General features: G+C 56.2%; 10 protein-coding genes. 6 read left to right on the forward strand and 4 right to left on the reverse strand.

What is annotated here, in order from left to right:
- Window positions 1-65 precede the first annotated feature (65 nt).
- The 3 genes from HNI00_RS10600 (at window position 66) to HNI00_RS10610 (ending at window position 3,056) form a co-directional block, all read left to right on the forward strand.
- Window positions 66-1,640, forward strand: a complete 1,575-nt coding sequence (locus tag HNI00_RS10600) for a hypothetical protein (RefSeq protein WP_316793115.1) — start codon at window positions 66-68, stop codon at window positions 1,638-1,640.
- 857 nt (window positions 1,641-2,497) lie between these two features.
- Entirely contained in the window at window positions 2,498-2,902 is a 405-nt protein-coding gene (locus HNI00_RS10605) for a hypothetical protein (RefSeq protein ID WP_316793117.1), read from the forward strand.
- A gap of 19 nt (window positions 2,903-2,921) precedes the next feature.
- Window positions 2,922-3,056, forward strand: a complete 135-nt coding sequence (locus tag HNI00_RS10610) for a hypothetical protein (protein ID WP_316793120.1) — start codon at window positions 2,922-2,924, stop codon at window positions 3,054-3,056.
- 194 nt (window positions 3,057-3,250) lie between these two features.
- Here HNI00_RS10610 and HNI00_RS10615 read toward each other — a convergent pair whose 3' ends face one another.
- The 3 genes from HNI00_RS10615 to HNI00_RS10625 all read right to left on the reverse strand — a co-directional run bounded on the left by HNI00_RS10615 (window position 3,251) and on the right by HNI00_RS10625 (window position 6,712).
- Complete coding sequence (locus tag HNI00_RS10615; protein ID WP_316793123.1) at window positions 3,251-3,910, reverse strand: PTPA-CTERM sorting domain-containing protein; 660 nt, start codon at window positions 3,908-3,910, stop codon at window positions 3,251-3,253.
- Between the two features lie 700 nt (window positions 3,911-4,610).
- On the reverse strand, window positions 4,611-5,684 hold the full coding sequence (locus HNI00_RS10620; protein WP_316793125.1) for a threonine aldolase family protein: 1,074 nt from the start codon (window positions 5,682-5,684) through the stop codon (window positions 4,611-4,613).
- Window positions 5,685-5,755: 71 nt separating this feature from the next.
- Window positions 5,756-6,712, reverse strand: coding sequence for a tetratricopeptide repeat protein (locus HNI00_RS10625; protein ID WP_316793127.1), 957 nt, complete (start codon window positions 6,710-6,712; stop codon window positions 5,756-5,758).
- A gap of 385 nt (window positions 6,713-7,097) precedes the next feature.
- On the opposite strand from HNI00_RS10625, the gene HNI00_RS10630 reads away from it, so the two are divergent.
- The gene (locus HNI00_RS10630; protein ID WP_316793128.1) at window positions 7,098-8,402 is read left to right on the forward strand and encodes a hypothetical protein; all 1,305 of its coding nucleotides are present in this window, start codon (window positions 7,098-7,100) and stop codon (window positions 8,400-8,402) included.
- 26 nt (window positions 8,403-8,428) lie between these two features.
- Here the strand turns inward: HNI00_RS10630 and HNI00_RS10635 are convergent, their stop codons facing one another.
- Window positions 8,429-9,655, reverse strand: a complete 1,227-nt coding sequence (locus HNI00_RS10635) for a homocysteine biosynthesis protein (protein ID WP_316793130.1) — start codon at window positions 9,653-9,655, stop codon at window positions 8,429-8,431.
- A 213-nt stretch (window positions 9,656-9,868) separates the two neighbouring features.
- Between HNI00_RS10635 and glcD the strand changes: the two genes are divergently transcribed.
- Both glcD and HNI00_RS10645 read left to right on the forward strand, forming a co-directional pair.
- Window positions 9,869-11,344: a glycolate oxidase subunit GlcD gene (gene glcD, locus HNI00_RS10640; protein ID WP_316793133.1), complete on the forward strand. Its 1,476-nt coding sequence runs from the start codon at window positions 9,869-9,871 to the stop codon at window positions 11,342-11,344.
- A gap of 906 nt (window positions 11,345-12,250) precedes the next feature.
- Window positions 12,251-12,934, forward strand: coding sequence for a hypothetical protein (locus HNI00_RS10645; RefSeq protein WP_316793135.1), 684 nt, complete (start codon window positions 12,251-12,253; stop codon window positions 12,932-12,934).
- Window positions 12,935-13,255: the final 321 nt, after the last annotated feature.

The raw sequence follows: 13,255 nt of genomic DNA on the forward strand, positions 1-13,255 counted from the left end.
ACGCTGAACTGGCAATCCAAAATCGCCAATCCAAAATCGAAATCGTTCCCTGACCGACCTCCAACATGGCAGAACTGGCAATCTTGGGTTATATCGTCGGCGGCTATCCGCTGGACTGGGCCGACGACTCGGCCGGCCCGTCGTTGACGCTGGTGGTCGAGTCGCCCTGTACAATCCGCTGGTCTACTAAGTCCTCTTTTAGAGGATTTAAAGGACTGCTCGCAGGATCAATGGCGCTGGTGCTGGCGGGGTCGGTGGTAAACCAGACGGCGTTGGCGCTGGCCTCGCGGAGCGATATCGCCCTTCCCCCAGATATTCCCTCAAATATTCCCTCAAATATTCCCCCAGATTTGCCCCAAGATCCGCTCCCGGATCTACCCCAAGTTCCGTCCCAAGCTCCCCTATCGCTGGAGCTATCTCCACCTGCGCCCAATTCGCCAGTCTCCGGTTTTCAAGGCTTCACGACTGCGGCGATTCGCGAAGCGATCCCTACGGGAACCGCCCCCTCCGCGCCACCCGACTCTGCCGCCCAGCCGCCCATCGTGCCGCTAGCCGTGCCCCCCCAAGCGACCGAACCGCCCCTGGGCAAAGGACGAACCGCTGCCCAGCTAAAGCTGCCGCCCCCGCCGCCCAGCGCACCCGCTCCTAACCTTGCAAATATCCAGGCCCCGCCGCCTGCGCCACTGCCCGATGTGTCGTCCCTGGGGCAAACACCGCCGTCAGAAAGCCCTCCGTCCGCTTCGCTGTCTGAAGTGCCTGTCTCTGCAACGCTGGCGGTATCCCCCCCTGTTGCCAAAGATCTGGCGCTGAGTTTTGACCTGGAAATGGCTCCGGCGGCGATTCGCGAAGCGATCTCTACGAGAATCGCGCTAACGTTGCAGAACAACCTCGCCCCAGTCTCGGCTCCAGCACTGCCAGAAAGTCCGGAAGTTGCGGTGCTGCCTGCGATGCTTCAGGCGGCCTTTGCAGGTGGAGCAGACTCGCTGGTGGCGATCGCCGTAGGCAGCGCCGAGGGCACGCGCACGCCGCGCGGCGACTACACAGCCGCCTACCAGGGGCACACCGATCCGGGAAACGGCGTGTGGAACCTGGGCACCTTTTCTTATCAGCACGGCGCTGCTTCCCCTGCCGAAGCCGACCGCAAGCAAATCCAGCGGCTCCAGCGGCAAGCGCAGCAGCTCCAGCAAACCGCTGCCAAGCTAGGACTAGAGCTAAGTCTGGCAGAACAGCTAAACGGCATTGATCTGGCGAATCAATCGCCCCGTGCGGCGTTGAGTCGGGGCGGCTATCTCGATCGCCTGCTCGAAGCTCGTCAGCAGGGGATCACGGGCGAAGAGGCGATTCTGTGGGCCCGCACCCGTGCCTTTCTCGACCCCGACACGCAGCGCTGGAATGCACCGGGGCTGGGCAACACGACCGAAAGTATCACCCGCGACCAAGCCCGCCGAATGGTGGCCGTGCAGCGGGCGATTGCTCTCAATCCTGCGAAAGTCACATTAACCAGCCCATCGGCTAACTCTGCCAATGCTCTATACGCAGCACAATCCTCGTCTTCGCCATCCGAAATTTCGATCAATCGACCTGTAGCCAAAAACACCGACGAGCCGGTCAGTCGCTTGCTGTCGTTCGACCCGCCGTAATCTTACGTCATCCAATTGGAAGAGGGTTAGGACTTACGCAGTTGGACGATTTCTCGCGGGCGCAGCCCGCGAGAAATCGTCCAAAACCCAGACAACTTAATCGCAAGTGCGTAAGTCCTGAGGGTAATTTCAGGTGATCTCACTTCGGCAGCAGGACACTGGAGGATTTGACCTCGAAAAGTCAAGCTCAATTCTGAGGGGCTACCCGTCGGGAACTTTCTGGGTGAATCCTCAGTCGTGCCCGACTGTAAGTGACACCATGAAGATTTAGCCTATCCTCATTGGAGGCATACGGAATTTTACGGAGTTGATGCGCGAAGATCCGCAAGCAGATCAGTCAAAGTGATGATTGTTACATAAATCGGTTGATCTTCTGCGGACTATACGGTATGTTTGTGTATACGTTGTGCGACACACTCAGTTGAAATACGGAAAACCCAAAAGTCTGCGAAAAGTTTTTATCAAAAAATAACTTTTTCCCTCCAGACTCTTCCGGTTTCTAAAAGCGACTGGGATGTTGTGTCCGCATAGCAGCTTTTGAAAGTGCAATCCCTGCACTGCCCGGTGCGTCCGTTGGAGTCCGTTTACACCTTATCTGTTTGCATATGACTGCAATATGGCTGCATATGACTTATGGCTAAGGAGCAAGATGGGCCGCCGCCCGAACGTGTTCCCCGCTGCCTTTTTCTCAGTTGGGTTTCCCCTATGATGGGGCGGCTTTGGGGCATGACGACTGGGGCGATCGCCCTCCGGATTGCAGGTTCAGGATCACGCTTGTTTTGTGTCTTCTCGATCTCGTGTCTTCCCCGTTTGTTGATGTCTTGGCTTTGATAACCCCTAAGGTGACATCCTTCAAGATGAGCTTACGGCAATCCTTTTCAGAGCCAGAAGAGAACCAGAGTAGCGACAGCTCTGGCGCTCTGCCAGTTTTTTCTCCTGTTCTGCCGCTCTTCCGACGCATTCCGCCGGAGCGGGTTGGGCTATGCGGCGAATTTGACTACGACGGCCTCTCCAAGCGGGTCGAACATTGCTTCCGCCAGCACTGCCGCGAGACTGACCTGCTGGGGCTGCGCGTCAGCCAGCGGGGGGCGATCGTCTTGCTGACCGGCCGCTTTCCCAACCCCCAGACCAAGCACGAACTGGTCGCCTTGGCGCTGGGCGTAGATGGAGCCGTCGGCGTAGAGGTGAACGGAGAGACGATTTTCCCACCGCTGCGAACCTGTCACCTGAGCGTGCCCGCGTCGCTGCACCGAGCTGGCTAAAGGAAGCCCGGATGGGTGGATGGGCTTTGGGATTTGGCTCAGCACTGGACGAGCCGATGCCCCAGCGACTCAATCCATCAGCGCTCGAAGGGCGCTCGCAAAGGGCGATCGCCTCGCGCTCGACCCTTGGCAGATTCAGCCAGCAGCAGGTTAACGAGGGGCCAGTTCCAACCTGCCTGCAAGCAACCTGTTTGCAACAATAACGACGCGAAAAAGGCCTGGTTAGATCCCAACGGCATCTAACGCAGGCCAGACTAAGGACAAGCAGGCTCAAGAAACCTATCTGGATGTTTCATCTAAATGGGCACTCAGTGCAAAGCAGCCCTGAGCGCCCTCCAGCGAACCCTTCTAGGCCTCGGCATCGGCCTCAGTTTCTTCTAGCGCCCCGTCACGGCGCTTCTTGATTGCCGCAATGCCCATACCAATAATGCCGGGCAGCAGCGCTGGCGTGGGCACAATCCGGTAGGCTACATTGTCGATATTGATATAGCCGCTAGTTCGAGTGAAGGTGACAGACTCAATGGTGGGGTCACCCACACCAGCCACAAAGCTGAAGTAGTTACCAGGACCCGATAGGGTAAGCAAAGTGGAAAGGGTAGTGGAAAAGGTGCCACCGCCGACCAGATTAAAAACAATGTCCATGTTTGCATCAGGACCGCTCCTACCTCTAAATAAAAACCCGAAAGAGTCCCAGGTTTTGTAGTCGCTGGTGAACGTGACGTTACTGCCGTTTAAATTTCTCAGACGCAGGTAGTTATCGGCCGCAGAGTTTGCAGGCAGAATCCGCAGCCTATCACCTGTGGCAATGATATTGCCATAGTCTTCGCTAAACGTGTTGTAGATGCCAGGAACTGGTGTCTCGAAGTCAATCACGCCGGTTGGGGGTAGCCCCTGGCTGAACTGGGGGCCAATGTTCCGGAACATGCTTAGTGCTTCGGCGGGCAGAGCAGACAGGACGGAAACCGCAGCGGCGATCGCCGTTAGAGCAAACGTTGAGGCTAGTTTCATAAGCTGAATGAATGATCTATCTAAGTGGTTTTGTCGGAACAGACTTGGCAGAGCACCACTAGGTAGATCGAGGGAGACGGGCTTTCACGAGAAACGCTTCTGAGGAGAACCCTGTCTAGGTACTGAGCGCATTTAGCTTCAGTGTTTGTAACACTCGATGTAGCAACCTACACTAGATTTTGCCTTCAATAGCAAGAGATGACAACGCTACAGCCTGAAATTCACGGAGAACTTACAGTTCTTTCACGAAAGAAAATGCGAGATGCGTGTTTCACTCAATCAAATTGCGACGGAACCCAAATTGCGACGGAACCAGATTTTGACGGGTAGATCGCAAAGTTCCGGGCTTTACGAAACGCCGAATCGTTCAACAGATTCACACTGAACAGGTTTATTGAGACAGCCATGCTCAACTCTACGGATACGATTGGCAAGCTGGAGCTTGAAAACTTCAACTTGCTCGCTCACTTTATCAAGGCTGTATCAAGCATATCCGGATCTCTGTGCTGAAAATAACTAGATGACCTGGCACGGATCGCCCGAAATGGCGGTGGTTTCTGGGAAAATACCGGAGCGATCGCCCTAGAGTTCGGATCTTACGGAACGATGCCCATGTGCTTTTTTGAGGGCGATCGCCACTAAAATCGCCGTACAAATACGCAGGTCATAAATCCCAGCTTTTTGGTAAGAGTTCCCAGCGTCAGGAGGCGATCGCCTCGTCTACCGCCTCGTCTACGATCGGTCGGCTGTGGCGCTGGGCGGCGCTGAGGAATGCGTCTACGTCTGCTTCGGCCATGTTAAACGCTGTTACTAGGCGCACCATCGAGCGACCGTCCGACTCCCAGGCATAGAACTGAAAGCCGTCTGCCTGGAGTCCTTTCAGGATGGGGTCGGGAAAGCGGACAAATAGCTCGTTGGCTTCGACGGGATAGGCGAGGGTCACGCCGGGAATTTTCCGCAGTCCGGCGGCGAGGCGCTGGGCCAGGCGGTTGGCGTGGGCGGCGTTTCGCAGCCAGAGGTCGTCTGTCAGGTAGGCTTCCAGTTGGGCAGAGAGAAAGCGCATCTTGGAAAACAGGTGGCCGCCCCGCTTGCGGCGATATTCAAATCCGGCTGCCTGCTCCGGATTAAAAAAGAGGACGGCCTCGGCGGCGATCGCCCCATTTTTTGTTGCCCCAAAGGAGAGCATGTCTACGCCTGCTTGCCAGGTCATCTCGGCGGGCGTGCAGCCCAGGCTGACTAGGGCATTGGCAAACCGCGCCCCATCCATGTGCAGCGGTAGATGGTATTGGTGCGCGACCTGGGCGATCGCCCGAATTTCTTCCAGCGTATACACTGTGCCCGCTTCGGTTGCCTGAGTAATGCTGACGGCGGCAGGCTGGACATGATGCACAAACCCAATTCCGGCATGGGCCAGCGCGTGGGCCAGCGCCTCCGCCGTGATTTTGCCGTTTTCCCCTGGAAGCGTCACCAGCTTTGCGCCGCCAGTAAACAGCTCCGGTGCGCCGCATTCGTCTACGTTGATGTGGGCTTCGGCGTGGCAGTAGATCGCACCGTAGGGCGGCGCAACGACCGACAGAGCCAGCGCGTTTGCCGCAGACCCCGTGGCAACTGGGAACATCGACAGGTTGGTTTCAAACAGGTCACAAAACCGCTGCTGGAGCCGCTGCGTAATGTCGTCAGCGCCATAGGGCATCGCGGCTCCGCCATTAGCAGCAATCAGCGCAGACAGAATTTCGGGCGACGCTCCGGTCACGTTATCGCTGCAAAAGTTCATGGGTGGCTGAGGGGGTGCTGGTTGCAGGTTTAAGGTTGGATGTGTCAGATTGCGAACCGTTTGCGAACCGTTTAAGGATTGCCCGTGACGCGGGATGGCGAAGAAGGGCTGCTCTCGGCCGCAGGACTGCCTGCTGGGAGAGCTGTTGGGCTGGGCAGGGGCGTTGTGCCTGCGGGTGCGTCCGCCGGAGACGATTCCAAGGGCGATGCAGCGGTTTGCCCCTGGCCGCCGCTGGCTAGCTGATTGATCTGATCTTTATATTGGGCTGGAGCCAGGGCAGCGGCGCTGTCGAATAGCGGCTTGGATTCTTCGGTGCGTCCGGCGGCTTGCAGAACGAGCGCCTTGCCCAGCACCGGGCGAAAATCGAGGGCGTTTTGCTCGATGGACTGGTCATAAAGGGCGATCGCCTCTTGCGTCCTGCCCTGCTGCGCGTAGACCCGTCCCAGCAGCAGTTGCACCGAAACCACATCGACGCTACCCGGAGCCACTCGATTTCGCTCATCGGCGGTGCGGAGCGTGTCTTGCAGCAGGCTGACGGCCGCTTCGGGGCGCTGCTGCTCTAGCATCAGGTCCACAAACCCTTGCAGCGCGTTGATATTCCCCGGCTGGGTGTCCAAAATGCTGCGGTAGGCCTGGGCGGCTCCTTCGCGATCGCCCACGCGCTGTTTTGCCTGGGCCAGCAGCACGGTGTAGTCGCTCTGGTCGGGGTTGAGCTTGGCCAGCTTCTCCAATGGCTCGATCGCGCCCTGCACGTCGCCTTGGCGAATGCGGGTTTCCAGCAGCCCCCGCAGCGCGGTTTGATTGTCGGGTTCTCGTTGCAGCACCAGCTCATAGCCCCGCGCCTGATCTGCCAGTTCCGCCTGTTGCGAGGCAGGGGACGCGCCGGGCGTTGCGCTGGGCGACGCACCCGAACTGGCCACTCCTGACCGCAGCGCCGTCATAAACGGCAGAAACAGCAGGGCCAAGAAAGCAAAGGCGGCGATCGCCATCACCCCGTTAACAATCCAACGATTGCGCTTGTCAAACACGGCCAAACCCCAAACTCAAATAGAAATTCGTCATTTGTCAAATGCCCTTCCATTATGATCCAACATCGAAAACATCAGCCGAAATCCCTGACGCGGGGCGATCGCCTCTGTATAAATCAGCAGGGAATAATTATGCCCCGCGCTTTGTCAGGGGCAGACCCGGCTCTATCTGGGTTTACGCCTTGCCTGTTGGGACGCACCCTACTCACCCTTGGTCGCTTGGCCCAGAAACCGCTGGATCGATAAAATGCCTTATCAAGACTGGCAGCCAGCATCAACCTGGATGTTAACCTAGTGTTTATTTCCAAGTGGTTCGCTTGTTGTTTCACTGGCATTTACCTGTCAGCGTTTGCGGGTGGATGGGTTCCCGCAATAAGGAGGTTGCATGAGTTCGTCTCGCGCTCAGTCGTCCAAGTCTTCCGGGTCATCGTCGTCCCCCAATGAACCGTCTCAGGCATCATCTGCACCTGAGCTATCCTCACCAGTACCGACCGATATGGATCAGATTTCCGCCCCCGCTTTGTCCAGCGATGCCCCGACCGTGCCATCCGATTTGCCCACGCCCAACGGTGCTGACGCTCATGCCCACCAGCCGGATGCCTCAGAAAAGCTATCGGAGGATGACAAGACGGCTACCGTGAAGCCGCTAACACCGCCCAAGCCGCCCAAGCCGCCTGTTCGCCCGGCCGCCGCCAAACCCGAAGAAGACCCCAAGCCTCAGAGCATCAAGCCTTCGGTCGCAGAACCCGCAGCAACGCCAGACAAACTAGACAGCACACTGGCTGAGTCCCCAGCGGCGACTGAACCCGTGGCGGAGGTGGGAACTCAAGGGAACGCTGAGGCAGCCTCTGGAACTATTGACGCAGGCGTAGCTGAAAAGAACACCCCGCGAAATCACCCCATTCCGCCCGCCAGCGAACCCATGCAGTATCGCGCCATTGGGCTGGTGCGCGGCGTGTATGCCCCCTCTGAGGAGCAGTTTACCCGTGGCACGCTGACCACAGAAGACGGCACCGTGATCGATGCAGTGCTGCTGGGTCGAGTCATGAGCTTGGTGAAAAAGCATCTTGACCTGACCCAGGCTCACCTGTGGGTGGTGTATCCCCGCACTCGCGAAAAGGTGGCCGATCTGCACGCCCAGATTGTAGGAGTCTGGGAACCTGAAAGTTTAACCAAACCCAAAGAGACAGATGAGCCAGAAACGGGTGAAGCTTCATCTGAATCTGAAACAGTGCCACAGTCTGCGATGCCTGATGGACTCACCGACGGCTACTTCTCGGTGCGCGGTGAGGTGCTGTCGGCTTCTCCCGAAGAGAATCGCGTTGTCGTGCGCGTGCAGCAGGCTCCCAAAAAGACCGACAAACCTGGTGAAGATAAGGAGCGGATGTTCAAAATCATCCTGCATGGAACACTGGAGGGCAAAACCGTAGGCTATTTCTGGGATTTGCACGTACAGCGCAAGGGAAACGACCTGATGTTGCAGGGCGGAACGTTGATTGGTCTGGTGCCACCCAAGAAGCGCAAGTCTAAGGGTGGCGGCCCACGCAGCAACTTCGCTCGCAAGAAGCGCTTCCCTGATCGGGGCGGTGCGCCGTCTCGTCCCGTTCGCGCTGGCGAGGGTGGGGCGGCTCCGGCTCCTGTGCGGCGTGAGGGCATGTCTAAGCCGGTGAAACGCCAGAAAGATTCTTAGTGCGGGTCTGGTTCCTGGGGCGATCGCTACTCCAGGCTGATTTGCGACCCCAGTCGATCTTGTGCCAGAAACGTGCGATCGCCCGGAATCGGGGCTACAGGTTCCGTCAGGGTAAACTCGCCTGCCTCGATCCACTGCTTCAATTCCTGAGCTACCTGCCGCGCCAGAAAAATGCTGGACAGCGGCGCAGACCGGACACTGCGGCCGTCGATGGTAATGCGGCCTGATTTTAGCTGGGCATAGCTGACCAGTCCGAAGGTGGGGCGCACCCGCCGAGGAATCGAAAAATCCACCACTGGAGCCACCAGATCTGCATCCTGGACGGCGCAGCGTTCCACCACTGCTTCGTTGAGGACGGGCAGCGGCACGCCAATGCCAATCATCAGCGACGGGCCGTAGCCCCTGAAATAGCAGCCCTTGACCCAGCGATCGCTCATTTGCTTGGCATCGCCGATCAGCGCCAGCGTCGCTGCCGGGCCGATGGGTGTGTGGTTGGGCAGCCGCTTTTGCAGGGGAAAATGCTGCGTTCCTTCCCAGGCCACATAGCCCACGCCGCCGCCTAGAAAAATCCGCGTGCCAATGCCTACTAGGTTCAAATCTGGGTCATTCAGCAGGGGCGACAGCGCTCCCGGATTGGCATAGACCGCATTGCCTAGGCGTGGCTGGAGTGGGCCCAGGTAGGTATAGAGCGGGCGATCGCCCCCGTTCACGCCCACGATGAAGTTCTGGTATAAGTTGCGCGGGTTAAACAAGTAGAACTGGTTAATCGTGTCGCGGGTAATCGTCGTCTCCACCGACGCACGGGGATAGCAGTCCGTCACCTGGCCGATCGCTCTCAGCTTTACAGGCTTTCCGGCGATCAGGTCAGCGATGACATGGCCGCCGCCCCGCTCTCGCGGCACATTGCGCCCTTTGCCCTCGCGCAGTTCCTCCGGATCAGGCGTATCCCACGCGCCGCCCATCTCCGCCATCTGACTCGCCCCCAGATACAAATCCACCGCCCCAAAGCCCGAATAGGCCATCACGCCATCCAGCCAGCACTGGCGAATTTTAATCGGCGGATCAGTATGCCCCAGGTTCAGCACCGCCCCCGACGATTCCGCAGGCTCAAACGTGCCCGTCGTCACCACGTCCACCGTCTTTGCCACCTGGGTCACGCCCAACTCCGCCACCCGCACCTTTAGCTCCTCCACCGTCCACACGACGGCTGTTTGCTGCTGAATCTTGTCATTGATTTCGGCGATGGTTTTCATAGAGGGTCGGGTTGCAGGAGTCGGGTTGCGGGGGCAGGAGAAGATGTAGGGGAAGCTGCATCCTTGGCAACACCTAGCATCTTTCAGCAAAACGCCTGATGATAAGGTTAGGGCAAATTATTCATTCGCATCTCGGTCAATCCCTTTCTACAGTCAATCTTCAGTCAATCTTCAATTCCTGACTCCTTCTCCTACCACTCTGAACCTCTGGCCATGCTGACACTCGAAACGTCTTCCCAACGCGACTGGACCCCGATTTTGCGAGAATTTGACGCGATTTTGGGCGAGTCCGGCATGATTCGGCGCAAGGAAGAGCTGCTGGTCTACGAGTGCGACGGGCTGACCAGCTACAAGCAGCGGCCGGCGGTGGTGGTGCTGCCGCGCACCACAGAGCAAGTGGCGCAGGTGATTCGAGTGTGCGATCGCCACCAGGTTCCCTTTGTCGCCAGGGGAGCAGGGACAGGACTCTCTGGCGGTGCGCTGCCTGTAGAAGACTGTGTGCTGATTGTCACCGCCCGCATGAACCAGATCTTGGACATTGATCTGGAAAATCAGCGCGTCGTCGTGCAGCCCGGTGTGATCAACAACTGGGTGACGCAAGCTGTCAGCGGCGCAGGTTTTTATTACGCACCCGACCCTTCCAGCCAAATCATTTGCTCCATCGGCGGCAATGTTGCGGAAAACTCTGGCGGGGTTCACTGCCTGAAGTACGGTGTAACGGTGAACCACGTCCTGGGGCTGAAGGTGGTGACGGCGACGGGCGAGATTGTCGATTTGGGCAGCAAGATCCCCGAAATGCCCGGATACGACCTGACCGGAATCTTCGTCGGCTCCGAAGGGACGCTGGGCATCGCTACAGAAATTACGCTGCGGATTCTAAAAGCGCCGGAAACCATCCGCGTGCTGCTAGCGGATTTTTCTAGCGTAGAAGCAGCGGGACAAACTGTGTCAGACATTATCAGCGCGGGCATTATTCCCGGCGGCATGGAAATGATGGACAACTTCAGCATCAACGCGGTGGAAGATGTCGTCGGCACGAACTGCTATCCCCGCGATGCTGAGGCGATTTTGCTGATTGAGCTAGACGGCTCCGAGGTAGAAGTGGACACCAACACGCAGCGCGTCGAAGCCCTCTGTCGCCAAAACGGGGCGCGGAACATCACTGCCGCCAGCGATCCGCAAGAGCGACTGACGCTGTGGAAAGGACGCAAGGCCGCCTTTGCTGCAATGGGCCGGATTAGCCCCGATTACTACGTGCAGGACGGCGTGATTCCCCGGACGAAGTTGCAATACGTACTGCAAGAAATTGAGGCCCTGAGCCAGAAGCACGGCTATCGCGTGGCGAACGTGTTTCATGCAGGCGACGGCAACCTGCATCCGCTGATTCTCTATAACAACGCGATTCCGGGAGAACTGGAGAAAGTTGAAGAGTTGGGTGGCGATATCTTGAAGCTCTGCGTGAAAGTAGGCGGGAGTATTTCGGGAGAACACGGGATTGGCGCAGACAAGCGCTGCTATATGCCCGAAATGTTCTCCGCTGCGGATCTGGAGACGATGCAATACGTCCGCCAGGTGTTTAACCCCAAAGGGCTGGCGAATCCGGGCAAGATCTTTCCTACGCCCAAGACCTGTGGAGAAGCCGCAAGGGCGATCGCCCCTAGCGCATTTCCTACCTTAGAACGGTTCTAGAGGATAAGATAAGCCTCATGGCTCAACCCACGGTCTGACTTGCGCCCAAGCATCTTCGCCCAGCAAAACCATCACGATCGATACCCACGATGCGCTGATCACAAAAGCAAGCACAGATCCGATAACAAACGGACTGGCAACCAGACTAAGCAGCAGGTAAGTTTGCATGGTTTAATCACACCTGTTAGCTTCTTGCGTTCGCATGAAGTCCGAAGCGGGGCTTTGATTGGATTCAAAGCATTGTTTGTCTAGAAAAGGATGAAATGCGCCCTTCAAACTTCACATCTATTCTTCAGATCTAGGACTTACGCAGTTGGACGATTTCTCCCGGACGCAGCCTGCGAGAAATCATCCAAAACCCGGAAGACTTATCGTAAGTGCGTAAGTCCTGAGATCTTCAAACAGATAGTTCAGGATTCCGTAGTGTTGACAAAAATTGGATACATCTAAATCGAAAAATCTCAGTAAATTCAAAGGGTCAATTTGAGATTGACGCTTGAAAAACTCGTAGATTATCCCTCCTTCCTCCTTGTAGCACAGGCGACTTGACCTCAGGAAGGCTCTCTATTAACCTACGGTCATCAAGTTTTTTAAAGATTTGCTGACTCTGTTCAAGAGTAGAAATCATTGCTGTGGTGTCATTGTTAAGTTGCGTAGAGTAGTGCAGGAGTAGCGCGATCGATAGAGCATTCATTTTCTAATGTTTTATTACTTCTACTTCTGGAGATTCTATTTCTAGAATTCTCACTGTTTGAAGGTTTTGGTTTATTCCATAGCGCTTGCTTGACTCTAGTTGCGATGCAACATCATTAATTTCTTTGGGATTTCTTAATAGGGCGAGTCTACGTTCTGTGATTAGATTCTGCTGAGTCAGCTTTATTGAGTTCAAAGGGATTTTGTAGTTTTATGACTTCATTTTTCAATCGGGTTCTTGTTGGATTCCTCGCGGGAGTTTTGTTACTGCTGTCTGCTGTAGTTGGCGATGGGGCGATCGCCGCTCCGATGGGTATCACAACTCCAGTGCTAGCCAAGGTTGCCGAGCCAACGCTGTCCTCCCAACTCAAGAGCTTCATCGAAACCCTGTCCAGCACCCAGGAAGTTATTGATGACTACGCTTCGGATGTCAGCAAACTCGTGCCGAAGAGTCTCAAAGATGCTCAGAAGCTGGCAGATGACCTGAAGCTAACTCTGGACAAGTTGGCGACTGCGCCTGCGGGTTCTGCTGAGCAAGCCAAACTCTCCAAGAGTTTTGTTAAAGCTAGCGCCAAGCTGAATGAGTCGGTTGCTGCGCTGGATGCCTTAAAGGTCGAATCTGACACCGTGGCTGATGCGTCTAAGGCTGCTGCAAGCAAGCTCCAGGCTGACCTGAAGGCATTTGCTGACGATGCTGGAAACGCTCTGAAGGAGCAGATTGAAACTAAGGTCTTCGGTTCCAAGGATCTGGTTTCTCAGGCGGCTCAGGCTATCAAACAGCTCGCAGACGATGCCAGCAGCATCAGCACAGGTTCTGTCGATGTCAAGTCGATTTCTGATCATCTGGCTAGTTTGAGCAAAGTCGTCGAGCTGGCTTCTTCGCTGACTAGCAAATAGCAGGGTGGTTTATCGGGTCACACTGCTTTTGCAGTTGTGGTGACGGTTGTGATTGCAGTTGTGATTGCAGTTGTGACCTGATAGCCCGTCCTTAATCAAGCCTGGGTGCATCTGCTTTACGACAAATGTTGGCTTGAGTTGTTGATCTTGAGTTGTTGATTTGGATTGCTTGCTTGACGAACTCGATTTAACGATTTTGTTTGATGACTTGTCCTTTCTAACGCTTGGTTTTCTGATTGGCTGGTCGATTTTGGAGAAGTATCTTATCCGTCCAATTCGTCCGCTTTGTCCAAATTTTGTCTAAATATTGATTCCCGTTTA

This window comes from Thermoleptolyngbya oregonensis NK1-22, from assembly GCF_032705245.1.
Lineage (GTDB): Bacteria > Cyanobacteriota > Cyanobacteriia > Elainellales > Elainellaceae > Thermoleptolyngbya > Thermoleptolyngbya sichuanensis.